This window comes from Amycolatopsis sp. NPDC058278 (assembly GCF_042881395.1).
In the GTDB taxonomy this organism is placed as follows: domain Bacteria; phylum Actinomycetota; class Actinomycetes; order Mycobacteriales; family Pseudonocardiaceae; genus Amycolatopsis.
Window position 1 is genome coordinate 118,732 of sequence record NZ_JBHVXZ010000005.1, and the last position, 19,718, is coordinate 138,449.

The window sequence follows — 19,718 nt, forward strand, 5'->3', positions numbered from 1 at the left end:
ACATAGGGATCTTTCAACCCCCCCTTTTGTTGTATCTTGTCGCCGGGGGGGGGGGGCGCGCCGGGGGGGCGCCACCACCGATCCACCGAGGGGAAACCGATGCACCCACGCGGCCGAACGAGGCTCACCGCTCTTTCCGTCACCCTGCTCGCGGGCGGTCTGCTGACCGCGACCCCCGCCGAGGCACTGTCCGGTGGCACGGTGGTGCCCGTCGGCACCCACCCGTTCCTCGCCCGGATCGCCACGCCGACGAAGGCGTGCTCGGGCGCCCTGGTCGACCCGTCCTGGATCCTCACCTCGGCGACCTGCCTGCCGGCGACGGACTCCGGCGCTCCCGTCGAGGCCGCGACCGTCGCGGTCGGCGACGTCGACGTGAGCACCGGCGCGGGCTTCACCGCGAAGCTGACGAAGGTCGTGCGCCGCACGGACCGGGACGTCGTCCTGGCGAAGCTGGACAAGCCGGCGACCGGTGTCCCGCAGATTCCGCTGGGTACCACCGCGCCGCAGGCCGGGGAAACCCTGCAGGTGGCCGGGTTCGGCCGGACCACCACCGAATGGGTGCCGGCGCGGCCGCGCGTCGCGCCGTTCACCGTCTCGGGCGTCAACGGCTCCACCGTGTCGGTCTCCTCGGCGAACGGCACCGACGCCTGCAAGGGCGACGCGGGCGGTCCCGCGTTCCGCGTGTCGGGCGGCACCGCCCAGCTGGTGGCCCTGAGCAGCACGTCGTGGCAGCACGGCTGCCTCGACGTCACCGAAACCCGCCAGGGCGGCACGGAAACCCGCGTCGACGACCTCGGCGACTGGATCCGGAAGCAGATCGTGCCGACGCCGGTGTCGTGCCCGGCCGGCGCGCCGATCTGGGCCGCCCGCGCCGACGGCGGCCTCTGGCGCTACGTCCACCTCGGTCCGGCCGACGGCGCGGTCAGCTGGACGCAGGCGAGCGCCCCGGACGGCTCGGGCTGGACCGGCCGCGTGCTGGCCGGCAAGGACGGCGTGATCTGGGACATCCACCGCCACAACAGCGCGGGCGACCCGTACCCGGACGGCACCTTGAAGCGGTGGGTCTACTCGACCGGCAGCGGCTTGGGCGGCGGTGGCCAGGTCGGCAGCGGCTGGGACCGCTACCTGACGAACGAGTACAAGAACCGGATCACCGTCGACGAGAAGAACCGCATCTTCATGATCGACGACCAGGGCCGGCTGAAGTACTACCTCTGGGACGACGCGACGGGCTGGTGGGTCAACGGCGCCGGCGACGTCCTCGACACCGGCTGGTCCCGCTTCGACTCGATCACCGCGGCCGGCGACGGCGTGCTGTACGCGCGCAAGCCGGGCGGCGAACTGTTCCGCTTCAAGTACGACTTCGCCGCGTCGGCGTGGACCCAGCGTGACAAGCCGGCCGGCGCCGGCTGGCAGATGTTCAGCGAGATCTTCTCGCCGGGCGGCGACATCCTCTACGGCCGCGGCAGCACCGGCACCAGCCCCTTCGACGGCCAGACCGGCCCGGTGCTGCGCTGGTACCGCTACTACGACAACACCGACACGTGGGCCCCGTCGGGCCCGGACCACATGGGCGTCACGATCGGCTCGGGCTGGAACACCGAGATCCACGTGACCGCCGCACCGGACTCCTGCCGCCTGAGCGGCTGACCCCGGCCCCCACATCGAGGAGAGATTCGATGCGTTCGCGCACCCCGTCGAGACTCACGGCGGTTTCGGCCGCCCTGCTGGCCGCCACCGCGGCCGGCATCGTCCCCGCGTCGGCCGTCTCCGGCGGAACCGGGACCGACGCCTACGGTTTCGCGGCCAGACTGACCGCCGAGGGCCGGGCTTGCAGCGGCGCGCTGGTCGCACCCGGCTGGCTGCTCACCGCGGCGAGCTGCTTCCCGGAGAACCCGCAGGGCGGCGTCCCCGCCAAGGCCACGACGGCGCTCGTGGGCCGCCCGGGCCGCACCGCGAAGGTGACCGACGTCGTCGTCCGCGCCGATCGCGGGGTCGCGCTGGCCCGCCTCGACACCACGTTCACCGACGTCCCGGCGGTGGCGCTGCCTGCGACGTCACTGGTGGTCGGGGAGCCGCTGCGGCTCATCGGCTACGGCCGCACGTCGACCGAGTGGGTGCCGGACCAGCCGCACTCCGCGGTCTTCACCAGCGCGGCGGGGGCCACCGGCACGCTCACGCTGACCGGCGCGAACGGCGCGGACGCGTGCAAGGGCGACGCCGGCGGCCCGGTCATCCGCGAGATCGGCGGCGTCACCGAGCTGTTCGCGGTGGCCTCGACGTCGTGGCAGCACGGTTGTTTCGGCGAAACCGAGACGCGCCAAGGCACCACCGCCCAGCGCATCGACGACCTCTACCGGTGGATCCGCGGGCAGGTCCTCGCGCCGACCGCCAGGGGCGGCAACCACAGCGTCACCGTCTCGTGGTCACCGCTGCGCCTGGAGGACCAGGCCACCTACACCGTCTACGGCAGCACCGACCCGCAGGTGCCGACCGACGCGGCGCACCTGCTCGGCGAGACCACGGCGACCTCGTACGTCCACACGTCGTTGCCCGCGAAGCAGACCTGGTACTACCGGGTCACCGCGCGCCCGTCCCGGGGGAGCTCGAGCGAACCGAGCGCCACCGTCTCGGCCACGACGACGGCCCGGTCGGCCGGCGACTTCACCGGCGACGGCAAGGACGACATCGCCACCTTCACCCGCGGGACCGCCGGGGACGCCTTCGCCGCGGCCTCGGACGGCACCAAGTTCGTCGGCACCACCCAGCAGTGGAACGACAACCTCGCGTTCGACACCGAAATCCCGCTGAGCGGCGACTTCAACGGCGACGGCAAGGTGGACGCGATCGTCTTCAAGCGCGGCACGAGCGGCGACGTCGTGGTCGCCCTGTCCGACGGCACCAAGTTCGGCACGCCGGCGCTCTGGCACGACTACTTCGGCATCCAGGCCGAAGTCCCCGCCGTGGGCGACTTCAACGGCGACGGCAAGGACGACATCGCCCTGTTCGTCCGCGGCACCGCCGGCGACGTCTACGTCGCCCTCTCCGACGGAACCAAGTTCGGCACCTCCACGCTCTGGCACGGCAACTTCGGCTTCAACGACGAGCAGCCCGCCGTCGGGGACTTCAACGGCGACGGCAAGGACGACATCGCCGTCTTCGCCCGCGGCACGAGCGGCGATGTGTTCGCCGCCCTCTCCGACGGAACCAAGTTCACCGGCACCAGCGTCAAGTGGCACGACTACTTCGGCATCCAGAACGAAGTCCCCGCCGTCGGCGACTTCAACGGCGACGGCAAGGACGACATCGCCCTGTTCGTCCGCGGCTCCGCGGCCGACGTGTTCGTCGCGCTCTCCGACGGAACCAAGTTCGGCACCAGCGCCAAGTGGCACGACAACTTCGCCTACAACAGCGAAGTTCCCGTCCCGCGGGCGATCACGGTCCTGTGAGCGTGCCCGCCCCCGGGACCGCGTCCCGGGGGCGGGTTACCGACTTCGGTAGGTTCCGAAAATCCTTCACGGCTTTTACGTTGGGCTGGTCGTCCCGTTCGGGACGGATATCCGGATCACCTGGGCCGAAGGGCATTTTCATGCGAATGTCGAGGGCTGTAGCCGCGGTGGGTGCGGCCGCCGCGGCGCTGAGTCTGGTCTCAGCGGGGGTGGCGGACGCCCAGCAGGACATCATCGGCGGGAGCACGGTCTCCTCCGCGCCGTGGGGCGCCCAGATCTACTGGAACAACGTGACGACGTACGGCGGTTTCGAGTGCTCGGGGACGATCATCGCCCCGCAGTGGGTGCTCACCGCCCGGCACTGCCTGAACTCGCCGGGCATGCACGTCAAGGTCGGCAGCGTGACGCTGCAGCAGGGCACCAACGCAGGCGTCGACCAGCAGAAGGCCTCCCCGAACGGGGACATCGCCCTGCTGCACCTGACGACGGCGGTCAACACAACGTACATGAAGCTCGGCACGGGCAACCCGCCGACCGGGTCGACCAACCAGATCTACGGCTGGGGCCGCACCCAGGGCAGCAGCCCGCCGTCGAGCACCCTGAAGACGGCCAACGTGCGCGTGACGGGCCTGAGCTCGGACGCCTACGGCGGCACGGCGATCGCCAGCCAGGGCATCAACGGCTCGGCGTGGCACGGCGACTCGGGCGGCCCGCAGCTGTCCAACGGCGTCCAGGTCGGGGTCTGCTCGACGGGCAGCAACTCCGGCTCGAACCCGCAGGGCACGCAGAACTACGCGAGCATCGCCTCCAGCCGCAGCTGGATCCGCACCACGACCGGCGTCTGAGCACCGGACCGCGTGCCGGCCTCCCCCCCGGGCGGCCGGCACGCGGCATACTCGCGGCATGAAATTCCGCACGACGGTCGCGAGCCGCGGCGGGCAGTTCCTGGTACCGCTCAGCGCCGAGAACCGGCAGCGGCGTGTCGCCAAGGTGCTCACCGACCTGCGGGCCGGGAAGTAGTAGTCAGTCCACAAGGGACGCCCGCAGCGCCGCCTTGTCCGGTTTCCCCGACGGCGCCACCGGAACCGACGCCACGAAACTGAACCGCGCCGGGACCGCCGCCTCCCCCAGTTCGGCCGCCACCGCCTTGCGCACCTCACCCAGGTCCGGCTCGCGGCCCGGCACCGGGACCACGAACGCGTGCGCCGCCTCGCCCGTCCGCGCGTCCGGAACAGCCACGACGTAGGCCTGGTCGACGTCCGGGCACGCGGCGATCGCCCGCTCGATCGGGCCGGTGTAGTGGATGATCGCGTTCACGATCACGACGTCGCGCGCGCGGCCGGACAGGTGCAGGTAGCCCGCCGGGTCGAGGTGCCCGAGGTCCTGGGTGCGCACCCAGCCGTCGCGCAGCACCTCGGCCGTGGTGGCCTCGTCACGCCAGTAGCCGGCGAACGCCGACGGCGTGCGCACCCACACTTCACCGTCACGCACCGCGATTTCCACCGTGTCGCACGCCTTCCCGACCGAGCCGAGCCCCTCGTCGGCGCGGCAGATCGTCAGCATCCCCGTCTCGGTCTGCCCGTACGCGTGGTGCATCGCGGGCCCGATCCGCTCGGCCGCCTCGGCGAGCTTGTGCGGCGGCACCGGCGAACCGGCCACGATCAGCCTCCGCAGGCAGCTCAGGTCGACGTCCGAGCCGCGCAGCACGTCGAGCATCTGGTGCAGCCGCGGCACCGTGGTGAGCGCCGCCGTGATGCCCAGCCGCGGCAGCACGCCCGGGAAGTCCGGCGGTCCCTCGGGGATCACCGCCGTGCCGCCCGCGAACAGGCACACCCCCAGCTGCTCGACCATCACCGCGCTGGCCAGGGAGCCGAACAGCAGGTACCGACTGAATCCCGCGCCCAGCCGCTCGTGCGCCGAGCCCGACACCGGCGGCCGCCAGACCCGGCCTTCGGTCAGCGCGCGGTAGCGGTACGCCACGCCCTTCGGGACACCGGTGCTGCCGCTGGTGAACACGACCGTCGCGATGTCGTCGAGCCGTCCCTGCGGCACCGGCTCGGTGTGGCGGGCGAGCAGGGACGGCCCCACCCGCAGCACCGGCACTCCCGCGTCCACCGGTTGTTCCGCATCGGTGACCAGGGCGTCGACGTCGCGGAGGATGTGCCGCAGCTGCGCCTCGGGCAGCCCGGGCCGCACCGCGACCGCGCGGGCGCCGAGCACGTGCACCGCGACGAGCGCGGCGAACCCCTCCGGCGTGACGGCGGTGGCCAGCCCGACGCCGTCGCCCGGCCCGAGCCCGACCGCCCGCAGGCCCGCGGTGAACCGGCCGATCAGCTCCCGCAGGTCGCCGCGGGTGGTCACCCGGGCGCCGTGTTCGAACGCGGGGACTTCCGGAGCGCGTTCCAGCTCGTCCAGGAGTGCCTGCGGGTGGACCATCGTGACCGCCTCTCGCCCGGGGGCGTCCGGTCTACCGGGCGGATCTCAGAATTTCGGCAGAAACGACCTGCTCCCTCCGCGGGAGCGATCGCAGCGACAGCGTGCCCGCGACGGCGAGCGCCGCGATCAGGCCGGTGGCGGCGGCGAGCGTCCAGAAGTCCGGGTGCACGATGGACTGGCCGCGCTCGGCCTGCCAGGTGAGCAGCGCGATCAGCCCCGCGTAGCCGGCGCCCGTGGTCCGGACCAGCCGGCGGCGGACGACGTCGGACTCGAGCGCCCGGTAGCGGCGGGCCAGCAGGAGCAGCCCGAACGCCACCAGCGGCAGCACCTGCAGGGCGTGGATGCCGACGAAGTGCGGGATCCGCAGGTCCCCGCCGACCGTGCTCCAGCCGACCACCGGCAGCCCGGGGCCGCCGTCCTCGACGCCGACCGAGTGCGCCCCGAACGTCGAGGGCTTGCCGTTCGCCTCGAGCACCGCCTGCTGCGCCGGGGTGGGCGAGAACATCAGCGTCGCGACGTACATCCCCACCACGGCGAGGGCGGCACCCCAGCGCAACGCCGACCGCAGGGCCCGGTCCGGGATGCGCTGGAACAGCAGCAGGACGGCGACGGCGGCGGTCATCAGCCACGCCGTGTACGCCCCGCCGGCAACCAGGTTGTTGATCATGGCGTCCGCCGGCGTCGACTGGTTGAAGTGCAGTGTCCGGCCGCGGACGATGATCTGCCACGCCAGCAGCGTGAAGTCCAGGCCGATGCCCGCGGCGAAGAGCGTCCCGAACCACCAGCCGGCACGGCGGCCGCGGCGCACGTGCGTCAGCAGCCACGCCAGCGTCAGCGCGTACAGCTCGATCGACACGGAGAACTTGAACGGCTTGAGCCAGATCGGCGCGTTGACCAGCGTGCGATCATCGAAGAGGAGTCCGAGCAGCGAGACCGCGCACAGCACCCCCATGGCTCCGGCGAGCACCACCAGCGGGCGGTGCCACGCGCGGAGCGTGACCAGCGGATTTCCCTTGTCTGCCATGGCTTCAAGCCTGGCGCGGGGACGGCGCGGGGTCACTGGAGCGCACCACCGTGCCGCGGTGGGGAAGGCCCTACCACCGCTCGCGTGGGTAATAGTGCCGTCAGTGCGACCGGCAGTTGTGCCGTTTGACCACACTGGCCTCTTTCCTAGCGTGACTTTCACACCGCGCGGACCACCGCGCCAGGGGAATTCGCTTCAGGAAGGAGGTGGCCCGTCGATGTCCAGTCCGGGATTCCAGGCAGATTCCGCTGCCATGACGCGCGCCGTCCAGGGTTTCGAGGAAACCGCGACGAACGCCAAGTCCACGATGGCCAGCTTGGAGTCCGAGCTGACCGAGGCCCTGCGCAACTACAAGGGTGACCAGGCCGTGGCCTTCTGGGACCTCCAGCGGCGACTGCAGGAGAAGATGACCGCCGCGGTGAAGGAGCTCGACACGATGTCGCAGCTCGTGCACACCAGCCACGCGAACTACGGCCGCGGCGACGCCGACGTCCACCAGAGCTTCCAGGGGGTCGGCCACACCCTCGAGGGCTCGGGCGTGCTCCCCCGCCTCAACCCCTGACCCGAGAGGACGCCCACCATGGCCGACGTCGTCGAAATCAACTTCGCCGCGCTGCAGCACAGCTCGGCATCCCTGGCCGCCAAGGCCAAGGCGCTCACCTCGCAGCTGGAGCAGCTGCACCAGAACCTGCAGCCGATCACCGCGACCTGGTACGCCTCCGGCAGCTCCGCCGGTGACGCCGCCCGCCAGGCCGAGACGCGCCTGCGCCAGGCCACCGCGGACATCGTCGCGATCATCGCGCAGTTCGGCGGGAAGGTCGGCGAGGCGCACGACCTCCAGCAGTCGCTGGAGAACCGCAACCAGGGACTGTTCGCGGGCTGATCCGCGCCCCCCAGACGTCGGTCGGCCGGTGCGGGAAACCCCCCGCTCGCACCGGCCGACCGGCTTTCCTCCTGTCCGCAAGTCGCGCCCAGAGAGCCGGGACCGATGCCAGACCAGTCGTACTACGTCCACCTGGAATCGCTGAAGGACTTCGTGCGGGAACTGGAAACCCAGATCCACGCGATGTCGAAACCGAACGACTTCCTGCTCACCCTCGGCGAGGAGCCACTGCTGTTCGGCGAGTTCGGCGAAGCCGGGTCGCTGGCCGACGCCCACCGCGCCGCCGTCTCGGAGATGCAGGGCCTGCTCGACCAGGTCCGCAGCGCGATCGGGTTCGCCCAGGACGTCACCACCACGGTCGCCGACGGTTACTCCAACGCCGACCAGTCGGTGGCCGGGGACCTGCACGCGTCGGGCGCCGTCACCGGCCTGCTCGACCCGGTGCTGGGCCTGCTGGGCGGCGGAGACACGGACGGGAGCCGCAAGGGATGACGAACACCGCGCACACGAACTTCGCCGCGTACAGCCACCAGCAGCTGTACGCGATGCTGCAGGCCGGCGACCCGAACAGCGCGCGGCACGCCGCCGACAAGTGGAAGTCCGCCGCGCTGCACCTGCACGAGCAGGCGCACAACCTCAACTCGGAGCTCACCGAGTTCAAGGACCAGTGGACCGGCGGCGCGGCCGACCAGTACCAGCGGATGATCATCGACCTCGCGAACGGCATCTCGAAGGTGGCGCAGACCGCGGAGGCGATGAACGTGACGCTCGGCGACGCCGCCGACGCGCTGGTGAAGGCCAAGAAGGAAATGCCGCCGCCGGTCGCGGTGCCGGACGTCGCTCCCGCCGACGTCGCGCTCGCGGTGAACCCGCCGCTGCTGCCGCCGGACGCCTCACCCGCCGTCGTGCAGGCCGCGGCGCAACAACGTCAGCAGGCGATCGCGAACGTCGAAGCGCAGCAGGCCGCCGCGAACGCCGCGGGGTCCGCGCACGGCAAAGCCATCGTCGTGATGACCCAGCTCGCCGGGGAGTACACCGTCGCCGAGGAGTCGATCCCGGCTTCGCCGAACGCCGTGCCGACGCCCACCACCCCGCCCGCCGGTGGGGGTGCGGGCAGCGCCGGGTCGCCGGGGCTGGTCGGCAACGGCTTGAGCGGTCCCGGTGTCGTCGTCACCCCCACGGACGGGCACCCGCTGCCCGGTGGTGGCGGCGGGACGACGCTGTCGCCGGGGACGACCGTGCCGACGTCGAACCCGCTGTTCGGCGACATGTTCACCGCCGGGCTCGCCGCGGCTTCGGCCGCCGCGTTCGGCCGGTTCGGCTCGATCATGCCGAAGGTGCCGTCGTGGGCGACCGGCAAGGATCCCAAGGACGACAAGGAAGAACCGCCGGGCACGAAGCTCGGCGGGGGCGGCGCCGGCGTCGAAGGCGGCTCCGGTGGCGGTATCCCGATCGGCGGGGGTGACGCGCCTTCGCTCGGCGGCGGCGGCGCCGGTGTCCCGGTCGGCGGCGGTGGGCTCACCGGCCCCGGCGACGTCCCGGCGGCGCATTCCGGCCTGGCCGGCGACGGCGGCGCGGGCAACGCGCTGAGCGGGCTCGCCGGCGGCGCGGCCGGGGCCGTGGGCGCGGCGGCCGCCAAGGGCGCGATGCCGATGATGCCCATGATGCCGATGGGCATGGGCGGCGGCGGTGACATGGGGTCCGGGCGGCGGATCCCGGCGTGGCTGGTGGAGACGGAGAACGTCTGGGGCCAGTCGGCCCCGGTCGCGCCGCCGGTCATCGGCGAAGACGCCTCCTGATGACGGCGGCGGGCTATCGCGTGACCCCGGCCCGCCTCGACGCGGTGGCCGGCGAGTCCGGCTCCCGCGCCGAGGCGCTTTCGGCGGCGCAGTCGGCGGTGGCGGGCGAGCAGGTGCCCGCCACCGCGTTCGGCCGGGTGAGCGAGTCCGCCGCCGCGGCGAAGACGTTCGAGAAGACCATGACGGAGCTGGGCGGGAAGCTCGGTTCGCACGTGGCGCGGCTGCGGACGATCCAAAGTGGACTCACCGCGTCGGCCGCGGGGTACCGGCGGGCGGACGCGCAGGTCGCCGCGATGTACCGGGCACTGCTGCCCGAGGAGCCGTTGCCCCGTGCGGGAAATCCCGCCGGGATCGGCGGCTCGGCCGACACCGGGGCGTGGGCGCACGCGATCGCGGACAATCGTGTGAAGGTCGCCGACGCGCTGACCGCCGAGCGTGCACGGCTGGCCGCGTTGACCGACGCCGGGGGAATCGCGCGGTCGCAGGCGCGGATCAAGCTTTACGAGGACATTCTCGCTCACGACCGCCAGATCCTCCGGTTCGACCCCTCGGGCAACGGCCGGATCGCCGAGCTCGTCGGGCACATCGAGCCGGGAACGCGGAACGTCGGGCTGTTCGTGCCCGGCGTCAACACGCAGATGGCGAACTTCGACGCCTACGCCGGCCTCGGCCGCAGCCTGGTGGCGGCGGACCCGGCCGGACGCACCGCGGTCGTCGTCTGGGCCGACGGGGTGTTCCCGCAGGGCCCGGTGGCGCAGGGGCCGGACGCGGGGTATGCGCAGGTGATGGCGCCGGACCTCAAGCACTTCGCCGACGACCTGCGCGGCGAGATCGCGAGCCACGCGGGTTCCGACGTCACGCTGACCGCGATCGGGCACAGCTACGGCGGGGCGACGGTCGGGCTCGCCGAGACGCACGGCCTCGACGTCGACCGCGTCCTGCACGTCGAGTCGGCCGGCATGGGCCACGGCGTGTGGTCGCCGGCCGACCTGCCGCCGAGCCAAGCGGGCGTCCAGCGGTTCTCGATGACGGCACCGCTCGACCCGATCGTGCTCGCGCAGGGCGCCGCGTGGGGCCTGGAGTGGACCGGCATCGGCCACGGCGCGGACCCGGACGTCTTCCCCGGCGTCACCGAGCTGGGCACCGGGGACGAGGCCGACGGCTCGCCGCTGTGGGGCGTGTCGTCGCACAACGACGTGCTGAAGCCGGGGTCCGATTCTTGGACGAACATCTACCGCGTCCTCACCGGTGGTGGGAGCGTGGCCCCGTGACCCCGGAACTCCGCGGCTTGGCGGACGAGCTGACCTCGGTGATCGACGACGTCGCGGCGGCCTTCGGCCCGGCGGACCGGACTCTGGACGGCGAGCTGGACTGCGACCCGACCACCCCGGGCCACCTGCTGTGCTGGCAGTACGGCGTCCGCGTGGAGCACCCGGCCGAGCCGGAAACCCGCCTGACGTCCCTCCTCCCGGCGTTGCACGGCGACGGCTGGCAGTCCCAAGACCGCAGCACCCCCGCCGAGCACATCACCCGCTTCACCCGCGACGGCGCGGACTTCACGATCCACGTCGCCCGCGCCGTGACGATCATCGGCTCGACCCGCCCCGTCCCCGCCTGACGGGGTCCGGCCCGCCCCGGCCGGCATTCCGGCGACGCGGCCGCGCTTTGTTCCTGTAGTGCTCGATCTCCGCCTTCGCATTGTCATGATTTTCCGATCCCAGGACACTGGCACCGATGCGTCATTCAGGCGGGCAGAGAATCGTTGCCGATTCCGGAATCCGGACAGGTGAACGGTGGGAAAGGACGGACGGATCGTGACTATTTCGAACCTCGGCCCGGCGACTGAACAGGCCTGGTTGAAGATCGGCACCCGGGAGTTCCGCTCGCGGGTCGTCGTCGGCATCGAGCAGTACGACTCGGTTCCGCTCGTGCGGGACGTGCTCACCGCCGCCGGCGCGGACGTGTTCATCACGACGGTGGACCCGGACAACCGCCGGTCGAGCCTGCTCCTGATGGACCTCGAGAGCGAACTGCCGCTCGACCGGTTCACCTGGATCGGCACGACGTCGTTCGCCCGGTCGAAGGAGAGCGCGCTGCGCAGCGCGCGCATCCTGCGCGACTCGCTGGGGATCGACATCCTCAAGCTGGACGTGCGCGGCGAGGACAACGTGCCCGACAACGCAGGCACCGTGGAAGCCGCCCGGGAGCTGCGGGCCGAGGGCATGGAGCTGCTGCCGTTCATCCTGCCCGACCTGAAGACGGCGAGAGAGCTCGAAGACGCCGGGTGCGCGGCGCTGCGGGTGATGGCGGCGCCGGTGGCCTCCGGCCGGGGCATCGTCGATCCCCGCCCGATCGAAGCGGTGATCGCCCAGGCAGGGATCCCGGTGATCGTCGAGGGCGGCATCGGCAGCGCCCGGCACGTCGCACAGGCGATGGAGCTGGGCGCGGCGGCCACGCTGGTGAACACGGCGCTCGTGCGCGCCCGGGAACCGCTGAAGATGGCCGCGGCCATGCGGCACGCGGCGCTGGCCGGGTTGCTGTCGCACGAGTCCGGCCCGATGTCGGAACTGGCTGCCTGAGGCGTGGCCGGGGGAAGGAGCGAAGAGGTGTCGTCCGGAGTCCCGGTGCGCCCGCACCGGTCGGCCGGTCCCCCACCGCCCGCCCGTTCGATCGTCCCTGGCCTGGTGGCGGTCGCGACCGCGGTCGGCAGCACCGGCCTGGCCGCGGGCGGGACGGCGGGGCCGCTGGTGGCCACGGCGATGACCGGCTCGGCGGCGTTGGCCGGTGTCCCCGTCGCGATGAACCTGGCGGGTCAGGCGGGAGCGGCGCTCGTGCTGTCCCGGCTGGCCGCCCTCGGCCGGCGCGGCCCGGGCCTGGCGCTCGGGTTCGCCGCGGGCGCGGGCGGCGCCGCACTGGTCGTCCTGGCCGCAACGCTGGGCAGCTTTCCCCTGGTCCTGCTGGGCAGCGTGCTGCTCGGGGCGGCGAACGCGGCGGTCTTCCTGGCGCGGTACGCCGCGGCGGCCGCGGTACCCCCGGACCGCCGCGGGCGCGCCCTCGGCCGCGTGCTGTTCGCCACGGCCGCCGGCGCGATCGCCAGCCCGATGCTGCTGAGCCCGGGCGGCGCGGTGGCGGCCGGCGCGGGCCTGCTCCGCCCGGCCGGGGCGTACCTGGTGGCGATCCTGGCGTTCGGCGCCGCGGCGCTGATGTTCGGGGCATTGTCGCGCTTCGGTGCGAGCGCGGCTTCGCTCTCCTCCGGCCTGCCGGAGGAGAGCCCAGCGGGCGGGACGCTGAAGGCCTTGCGGTCTTCCCGCGCCCTGCCCGCGGTCGCCGCGCTCGCGGTGACGAACTTCGCGATGGTCGGCTTCATGACCGTGGCCCCGGTCCACCTCGACGTCGGCGGCGACGGGCTGACGGTCGTCGGGGTCGTGGTCGCCCTGCACGTGGTGTTCATGTTCTGCCCCTCGCTGGTCACCGGGGCCCTCGCCGACCGGTACCACCCCGGGTACCTCATCGCGGCCGGCGGCGTCGTGCTCCTGGCGGGCGGCTTGCTCGGGGTGCTGGCCGGCGGGCACGACCCGGTGCTGATGACCGGCCACCTGGTCCTCGTCGGCCTCGGCTGGAACGGCGGAGTGGTGGGCGGTAGCGCGCTGCTCGGCCGGACCGCGTCGCCGGAGCTGCGCACCCGTCTGGAAGGCATCGGCGAGGCGGCGATGGGCGTGGCGGCCGGGGTGGCCGCTCCGCTGGCCGGCCTCGTTTCGGTGCTCGGCGGCTACCAGGGCCTGGCCGCCACGCTCGCTGTCTTCTCCGCGGCCGGCCTGGCCGTCGTCTGCTCTCGCCTCCGGAGGCGCCTGCCATGAAAATCCTGACCTGTAGCAACAGCTGCCCGCGCTGGGAAGCCGGGAAGATCTCCCCGCGTTCGCCGGGTGGCCTGGTGCCGATGGTCATCGCCCTGCTCGACCAGCACGGGGGCGACTGGATCTTCACCGTGCCCCCCGACCGGCCGGGCACCCCGGAGACCGTGCGGATCGGCGATGACGTCGTCCTGCACCCGATCGAGCCCGGTGAGGAGCTGCGCCGGCAGCACTACGACGAGGTGTCGATCCGGCTGATCCTCGGTGTGCTGCACTATCTGCACGACACCTCGGAGCAGCCGGTGTTCGACGACCGGATGTGGGCCGCCTGGGCCGGCTACGAAGAGGTGAACCGCCGTTACGCCAAGCGCCTCGCCGAGGTGTCCGGCGGCGGGGACGAGGAGCTCGTCCTCCTCAACGACCCGCACCTGATGCTGGTCCCGGAGTTCTTCGCCGCGGAACGGCCGGGACGGCGGCGGCTGGCCTACTTCCTCGGCACGCCGTGGTGCGAACCGGACTACTTCTCCCTCGTCCCGCGGCCGATCCGCGTTCGGCTCCTGACCAGCCTGCTGCGGTGCGACGTCGTCGGCTTCCACGCGTCCCGCTGGGCCGACGCGTTCCTGGGCTGCTGCGCCCGCGAGCTGCCGGGCGCGGTGATCGACGGGCGGACGGTGCACCACGCCGGGCACCGCACCGATCTCGTCGCGACGCCGTTCCCGCTCGACACCGGCACGATCGACAAGATGGTGGCGGAGCCGCCGATGGAGAAGTGGCGGGGCCGGCTGGCGCAGGCGGCGCGGGGGCGGCGGATCATGCTGCGCGCCGACCGCCTGGACCTGTGGAAGAACCTGCCTCGCGGGTTCCGCGCCTACGAGATGCTCCTCGAACGCCGTCCCGAGCTGGCCGCGGAGTGCTGGTTCGCGGCGGTGGTGACCACCCCGAGCCGGGCGACGGGCCGCCACCTGGCGTACGCGGAAGCGACCGAGGAAGTCGTGCGGCGGATCAACGAGCGGTTCGCCGTCGACGGCACCGAAGCGGTCTCCCTCGTCCGCCCGGCCGCCGACGACGACTCTCGCCACTGCGTGCTCGCGGGGCTGAGCATGAGCGACGCGGCGGTGGTCAACTCCACCTACGACGGCTTGAACCTGTTCGCCAAGGAAGCCGCGTACGTGCTGCCGGACAACGCGTCCTTGCTGATTTCGGAGAACGCGGGCGTGCTGGAAAACCTGAGCCGGTTCGCGGTCCCGGTCGACCCGTTCGACCTGGCCGCGACCAGCGAGGCGATGGAGGCGGCGCTGACCGGGCCGGGGACGTCGTCGCGGGAGGAACGCCGCTCGATGCTGCGCGGCGAGACGGTGTCCGGCTGGCTGGAGGAGGTCTTCCGGCTCTGACCCCCTACCGGTCGCTGCGGGCTACGGGGTGAACCGGGACGCGCGCCACCCTCGGCGGCGGGCGCGGCGGACCGCCGCCATCGTCACGCCGGCGGCCGCGGCCAAGGCGACGCCGGCCAGGGCGATCGTGCCCGCCGGGACGTCGGAGCGGCGGGGTGGCGGGGCCGTGGCCGGGACCACCATCGGCGAAGAAGCGGCCGGGGGAAGGGCACCGGGCGGCGGGACGTCGGCCGGCAGGGTCGACGACACCGCCGCGTAGGCGTCCAGGACTCCCCAGCCCAGACGCGGGTCGTGGCCGCCGGACGGCGGGCGGTGGGCCGTCAACGTCAAGCGCGTGACGACCTGGTCGCCGGAAAGCGCCGGGTGGTAGGCCCGCACCAGGGCCGCGACCCCGGCGACGTACGCCGCCGCGAGGCTCGGGTCGGTCACCGGCCAGCGGTGCGCCACCGCGCCGCCCGCCCCCGCCGACGTGCTCACCAGCTCCGCGCCCGGGGCCGCGACGCCGACGTGGTCCCCCGCTTCCGTCTGCACCGGCTCGCCCGCGGCGTTCACCGAGCCGACGGCCAGGACGCCGGACGTCGCCGTCGGGTACGTCCGCGCGCCCTGCTGGGTCGCCGACGCCGCCGAGACGATCACCGCACCCTTCGCACGCGCCCGCGAAACCGCCGCCGACAACGCCGGGCTGTCGGCCGCCGCGGGCACGGCGATCAGGATGACGCCCGCCCGGCGGTCCGCCGCCCGGTCGATCGCCCCAGCGAGCTCGCCCGGATCACCGCCGTCGCCGGTGGTGTACCGGATCGGCAGCAGCCGTGCGCCGGGCGCGACGCCGGCGAACGTCGTGGACGGATCCGGCTGGGCGCCGACGATCCCGGCCGCGATCGTGCCGCGGCCGTCGCAGTCCGTGCGCTCGGTGCCGGCGCCGCTGTCGAGCTGGCCGGGGGCGAACTGCGTGTTCTGCGCGTCGACCCCGGTGCCGACCACGGCCACCAGCTGGCCGCCGCCGCGCGTCAGCGGCCACAGCCGCGCCGGGTCGACCAGGCGCTGGCCCCACGGGACCTCGCCGGTGTAGGTGCCGGACGGGTTCGCGCAGCCTTGCGCCGAAGCGGCCGGCGCACCACCGGCGCCCGAGGTCGCCACGAGGCCCGCCACCGCGAGCACCGCCGGTAACCGCACCCGCACCCCCGAAGCCGAAAGACGGTGGCGGACAAGGAATTCCGCCACCGTCAGTCTAGCCCGGAACGCCCTCTCAGCGAAGGTCCATGCCGAGGTCCAATGCGGGCGAGGAATGAGTCAGCCCGCCCACCGAAAGATAGTCCACACCGGACCGCGCGTAGGCCTTACCACGGTCGAGGGTGAGCCCACCAGAGGATTCCAGCCGCGTCTTCGGGGAGACTTCGTCGCGGCGCGCCACCGCCCGGCGGCACTCCTCCGGCGTGAAGTTGTCCAGCAGCACCTCGTCGGCCCCGGCGGCCAGCGCTTCCTCGAGCTGGTCCAGGGTGTCGACCTCGATCTCGCAGGCCAGTTCCGGCGCGTGCGCCCGGGCCGCGGCCAGCGCCGCCGTCACCGAACCGGCGGCGACGACGTGGTTGTCCTTGATCAGCACCGCGTCGCCGAGGCCCAGCCGGTGGTTGACGCCGCCACCGCAGCGGACGGCGTACTTCTGCAGCAGCCGCAGCCCCGGCAACGTCTTGCGGGAGTCACGGATCGCGCACCCGGTACCGTCCACTTCGGACACCCAGGCGGCGGTCGCGGTGGCGACGCCGGAGAGGTGGCACAGCAGGTTCAGCGCCGTGCGCTCGGCCGTGAGCAACCCGCGCACCGGGCCGGCCAGCACCAGCGCGGGCTCCCCCGCGACCAGCCGGTCGCCGTCCTCGCGCCGGGCCAGCACCTCGTAGCCGTCGCCCAGCACCATGTCGAACACCGCGAGCGCGACCGGCAGGCCGGCGACCACGCCGTCGACCCGCGGGGTCAGCTCGGCGACCGCGGTCGCGTCGGCCGGCACCGTCGACGCCGTCGTCGCGTCCGGCCCGTACCGCAGGTCCTCGCCGAGCGCCGTGGTGACCACGCGCGTGACGTCGTCGACGTCGAGGCCCGCCGCCGCGATCAGCCGGCGGACGGCTTCGGAGATGGGGAACGTCATGCCACGCCCTCCAGGGTGATCGGGTCGGCCAGCACGGGCTGGCCGGACGGGCTGAGCCGGATGTGCTGGCTGCGCCGCCAGCCGTCGTCGCGCGCCGGGAAGTCGGACCGCACGTGACAGCCCCGCGACTCGGTGCGCCGGACGGCCGCGGCCAGCAACGCCTGCGCCACCACCGTCAACGCCGCGTCCTCGACCGCCGCGTGCGTCCACAAGGGAGTGTCCGAAACCGACAGATCGAGCACGGAACCGGCCGCCGCCAGCCCGTCGGCGTCCCGGCCGATCGCCGCGTACCGGCTCATCACGCGCTGCAGGGAGTCGCGTTCCGCCGCCGGCGCGGTGGTTCGCGACGGCAGCCGCCCGCGCGCCGGATCGGCCAGCAACCCGGCCGCGAGGTCCGCCGCGACGGCCTCCGCCACGCGCTGCCCGACGACCAGGCCTTCGAGCAAGCTGTTGGACGCCAGCCGGTTCGCGCCGTGCAGCCCGGTCCGCGCGACCTCGCCGGCCGCGTACAGCCCGGCCACCGACGAACGTCCGTCCACAGTGGTCACCACGCCGCCGCACGAGAAGTGCGCCGCCGGGGTCACCGGGATCGGGTCCACCGCGGGGTCGAGGCCCAGCGCCGCGCACGCCGCGAAGACCGTCGGGAACCGCTGCGCGAACCCCGCGATCGAAGTCGCGTCGAGGAAGACGTGGTCGTCGACCCCGCCCGGCGCGGTCCCCATCCGCCGCGTGATCGCCGCCGAGACGACGTCGCGCGGCGCGAGGTCGCCGAGCGGGTGCACGCCCCGCATCACCGGCAGGCCGGCGCCGTCGACCAGCGTCGCGCCCTCCCCGCGCACCGCCTCGGTGACCAGCGGGCAGCGGCCGCGCGCGCCCGGGGTGTAGAGCACGGTCGGGTGGAACTGCACGAACTCGATGTCCGCCACGGTCGCGCCGGCCCGCAGCGCGAGCGCGAGGCCGTCGCCGGTGGCGATCTCCGGGTTCGACGTCGCCTGGTAGAGCTGCCCGAGCCCGCCGCTGGCCACCAGCACGGCCGATGCGCGGACCGCGCCGGGCACACCGTGGCGGTCGAGCACCGTCACACCGGCGACCCGCCCGCCGGGGGTGAGCAGCGCGTCGACGGCGATGTGGTGCTCCAGCACCGGCACCCCCGCCTGCCCGGCCTGCGCGACCAGGGCGCGTTCGACTTCGGCGCCGGTCGCGTCACCGCCCGCGTGGATCACGCGGAACGCGCTGTGCCCGCCCTCGCGGGCCCGCGCGAGCAGGCCGTTCCCGGAAGCGTCGAACCGCGCGCCGTCGGCCCGCAGCCGGGCGACCGCGGCGGGGCCGCCGTCGAGGATCGCGCGCACCGCCGGCTCGTCGCACAGGCCGGCACCCGCGGTGAGCGTGTCCTCGGCGTGCTTGGCGACGGAGTCGTCGAGGTCGTGCTGGTCTTCCAGGACCACGGCGACGCCGCCCTGGGCCCAGCGCGTGTTGCCGTCCGCGACGGCGGCCTTGGTGATCACCAGGACGTGCAGCCCGAGGGCCTGCGCCCGCAGCGCCGCGGTCAACCCCGCGACGCCGCTGCCGATCACGACCAGGTCGGCGCGGGCTTCCCACACGGGGGTTTTCGCCCGTGGGTCATTAACCGGCGGGGTCATTCGCCGCCGCCGGGCTGCCCGATCTCGATCATCCGCTGCACCGAAGCCCGCGCGCGGGCGGCCGTCTCGACGTCGACGTGGACCTCGTCGAGGCCGTCACGCAGGCAGCGCAGCAGCGCGGCGGGCGTGATCATCTTCATGTACCGGCAGGACGCGCGGTCGTTCACCGCGCGGAAGTCGATGCCCGGCGCCGCCTTGCGGAGCTGGTGGATCATGCCGATCTCGGTGGCCACCAGCACGGTCTTGGCCTTCGTGTCACGAGCTTCGTGGACCATGTCGCCGGTGGAGAGGATCTTGACCCGCTCCGGCGCCACGGCACCCTCGCCGGCCAGGTAGAGCGCCGACGTCGCGCAGCCGCACTCCGGGTGGATGAACAGGTCGGCGTCCGGCTCCGCGGCCGCGCGCTCGGCCAGCTCGGCACCGTTGATGCCCGCGTGGACGTGGCACTCCCCGGCCCAGACGTGCACGTTCTCCCGGCCGGTGACGCGCTTGACGTGGGCACCGAGGAACTGGTCCGGGAGGAAGAGAACCTCCTGGTCAGCGGGGATGGAGGCAACGACGTCGACGGCGTTCGAGGACGTGCAGCAGATGTCGGTCTCGGCCTTGACCTCGGCCGTGGTGTTCACGTAGGAGACGACCACCGCGCCCGGGTGCTCGGCCTTCCAGGCGCGCAGCTCGGCGCCGGTGATGGAGTCGGCCAGCGAGCAGCCGGCCCGCGCGTCCGGGATCAGGACCGTCTTTTCGGGCGCCAGGATCTTCGCGGTCTCGGCCATGAAGTGCACGCCGCAGAAGACGATGGTGGACGCGTCACTGCTCGCCGCGATGCGGCTGAGCGCGAGGGAGTCGCCGGTGTGGTCGGCGATGTCCTGGATCTCCGGGACCTGGTAGTTGTGCGCGAGCAGGACCGCGTCGCGCTGCTTCGCCAGGCGCCGCACCTCCTCCGCCCAGGCCGCGTTCGCCTCGACCCCGCCGTAGGGGGTGAGGTCTTGTTCGAGCGTCGAAGTCATGTTGGCCCTCCTGGACCTGTCTCCGGTTTTCGCCTTACAATCGAAAACCGTGCGAAGTCATCTTAACACCCAGGCCCCCTTGGCCCACGAGGTTTTGG

18 protein-coding genes are annotated in these 19,718 nt (G+C 73.1%); 12 read left to right on the forward strand and 6 right to left on the reverse strand.

Annotation, left to right across the window (positions count from 1 at the left end; genetic code table 11):
* The first annotated feature begins 99 nt into the window (after positions 1-99).
* The 3 genes from ACFVYA_RS04100 (at position 100) to ACFVYA_RS04110 (ending at position 4,294) form a co-directional block, all read left to right on the forward strand.
* Positions 100-1,650: a tachylectin-related carbohydrate-binding protein gene (locus ACFVYA_RS04100; protein ID WP_387042175.1), complete on the forward strand. Its 1,551-nt coding sequence runs from the start codon at positions 100-102 to the stop codon at positions 1,648-1,650.
* A 29-nt stretch (positions 1,651-1,679) separates the two neighbouring features.
* Positions 1,680-3,449 carry an FG-GAP-like repeat-containing protein gene (locus ACFVYA_RS04105; RefSeq protein ID WP_387042178.1) on the forward strand — a complete coding sequence of 590 codons (1,770 nt, stop codon included), beginning with the start codon at positions 1,680-1,682 and terminating at the stop codon, positions 3,447-3,449.
* 140 nt (positions 3,450-3,589) lie between these two features.
* Positions 3,590-4,294, forward strand: a complete 705-nt coding sequence (locus ACFVYA_RS04110; RefSeq protein WP_387042180.1) for a S1 family peptidase — start codon at positions 3,590-3,592, stop codon at positions 4,292-4,294.
* Positions 4,295-4,472: 178 nt separating this feature from the next.
* Here the strand turns inward: ACFVYA_RS04110 and ACFVYA_RS04115 are convergent, their stop codons facing one another.
* Both ACFVYA_RS04115 and ACFVYA_RS04120 read right to left on the reverse strand, forming a co-directional pair.
* A complete protein-coding gene (locus ACFVYA_RS04115) occupies positions 4,473-5,885 on the reverse strand; it encodes a class I adenylate-forming enzyme family protein (protein WP_387042183.1) in 1,413 nt (470 codons plus the stop codon).
* 31 nt (positions 5,886-5,916) lie between these two features.
* Positions 5,917-6,909, reverse strand: a complete 993-nt coding sequence (locus ACFVYA_RS04120; RefSeq protein WP_387042186.1) for a hypothetical protein — start codon at positions 6,907-6,909, stop codon at positions 5,917-5,919.
* Positions 6,910-7,126: 217 nt separating this feature from the next.
* On the opposite strand from ACFVYA_RS04120, the gene ACFVYA_RS04125 reads away from it, so the two are divergent.
* The 9 genes from ACFVYA_RS04125 to ACFVYA_RS04165 all read left to right on the forward strand — a co-directional run bounded on the left by ACFVYA_RS04125 (position 7,127) and on the right by ACFVYA_RS04165 (position 14,833).
* Positions 7,127-7,471, forward strand: a complete 345-nt coding sequence (locus tag ACFVYA_RS04125) for a WXG100 family type VII secretion target (protein WP_071831485.1) — start codon at positions 7,127-7,129, stop codon at positions 7,469-7,471.
* A gap of 18 nt (positions 7,472-7,489) precedes the next feature.
* Positions 7,490-7,792 (forward strand): hypothetical protein, encoded by a 303-nt coding sequence (locus ACFVYA_RS04130; RefSeq protein WP_003057455.1) that lies wholly within the window; start codon positions 7,490-7,492, stop codon positions 7,790-7,792.
* A 105-nt stretch (positions 7,793-7,897) separates the two neighbouring features.
* On the forward strand, positions 7,898-8,284 hold the full coding sequence (locus ACFVYA_RS04135; RefSeq protein ID WP_285989486.1) for a hypothetical protein: 387 nt from the start codon (positions 7,898-7,900) through the stop codon (positions 8,282-8,284).
* The gene (locus tag ACFVYA_RS04140; protein WP_285989485.1) at positions 8,281-9,591 is read left to right on the forward strand and encodes a WXG100 family type VII secretion target; all 1,311 of its coding nucleotides are present in this window, start codon (positions 8,281-8,283) and stop codon (positions 9,589-9,591) included. The genes ACFVYA_RS04135 and ACFVYA_RS04140 overlap by 4 nt, the downstream gene beginning before the upstream one ends.
* Entirely contained in the window at positions 9,591-10,862 is a 1,272-nt protein-coding gene (locus tag ACFVYA_RS04145; RefSeq protein ID WP_387042191.1) for an alpha/beta hydrolase, read from the forward strand. Before ACFVYA_RS04140 ends, ACFVYA_RS04145 begins: the two co-directional genes overlap by 1 nt.
* Positions 10,859-11,209: a hypothetical protein gene (locus ACFVYA_RS04150; RefSeq protein ID WP_387042193.1), complete on the forward strand. Its 351-nt coding sequence runs from the start codon at positions 10,859-10,861 to the stop codon at positions 11,207-11,209. Before ACFVYA_RS04145 ends, ACFVYA_RS04150 begins: the two co-directional genes overlap by 4 nt.
* A 196-nt stretch (positions 11,210-11,405) precedes the next feature.
* Complete coding sequence (locus ACFVYA_RS04155; RefSeq protein WP_387042196.1) at positions 11,406-12,170, forward strand: HisA/HisF-related TIM barrel protein; 765 nt, start codon at positions 11,406-11,408, stop codon at positions 12,168-12,170.
* 27 nt (positions 12,171-12,197) lie between these two features.
* Positions 12,198-13,448: an MFS transporter gene (locus tag ACFVYA_RS04160; protein WP_285989481.1), complete on the forward strand. Its 1,251-nt coding sequence runs from the start codon at positions 12,198-12,200 to the stop codon at positions 13,446-13,448.
* On the forward strand, positions 13,445-14,833 hold the full coding sequence (locus ACFVYA_RS04165; protein ID WP_387042198.1) for a trehalose-6-phosphate synthase: 1,389 nt from the start codon (positions 13,445-13,447) through the stop codon (positions 14,831-14,833). Before ACFVYA_RS04160 ends, ACFVYA_RS04165 begins: the two co-directional genes overlap by 4 nt.
* Before the next feature lie 21 nt (positions 14,834-14,854).
* Here the strand turns inward: ACFVYA_RS04165 and ACFVYA_RS04170 are convergent, their stop codons facing one another.
* The 4 genes from ACFVYA_RS04170 to nadA form a co-directional block, all read right to left on the reverse strand.
* Positions 14,855-15,991 (reverse strand): S8 family serine peptidase, encoded by a 1,137-nt coding sequence (locus ACFVYA_RS04170; protein ID WP_387042263.1) that lies wholly within the window; start codon positions 15,989-15,991, stop codon positions 14,855-14,857.
* Positions 15,992-16,079: 88 nt separating this feature from the next.
* Entirely contained in the window at positions 16,080-16,973 is an 894-nt protein-coding gene (gene nadC, locus ACFVYA_RS04175; RefSeq protein WP_387042200.1) for a carboxylating nicotinate-nucleotide diphosphorylase, read from the reverse strand.
* The gene (locus ACFVYA_RS04180; protein ID WP_285989478.1) at positions 16,970-18,613 is read right to left on the reverse strand and encodes an L-aspartate oxidase; all 1,644 of its coding nucleotides are present in this window, start codon (positions 18,611-18,613) and stop codon (positions 16,970-16,972) included. The genes nadC and ACFVYA_RS04180 overlap by 4 nt, the downstream gene beginning before the upstream one ends.
* The gene (nadA, locus tag ACFVYA_RS04185; protein ID WP_013224102.1) at positions 18,610-19,620 is read right to left on the reverse strand and encodes a quinolinate synthase NadA; all 1,011 of its coding nucleotides are present in this window, start codon (positions 19,618-19,620) and stop codon (positions 18,610-18,612) included. Before nadA ends, ACFVYA_RS04180 begins: the two co-directional genes overlap by 4 nt.
* Between the last annotated feature and the right edge of the window lie 98 nt (positions 19,621-19,718).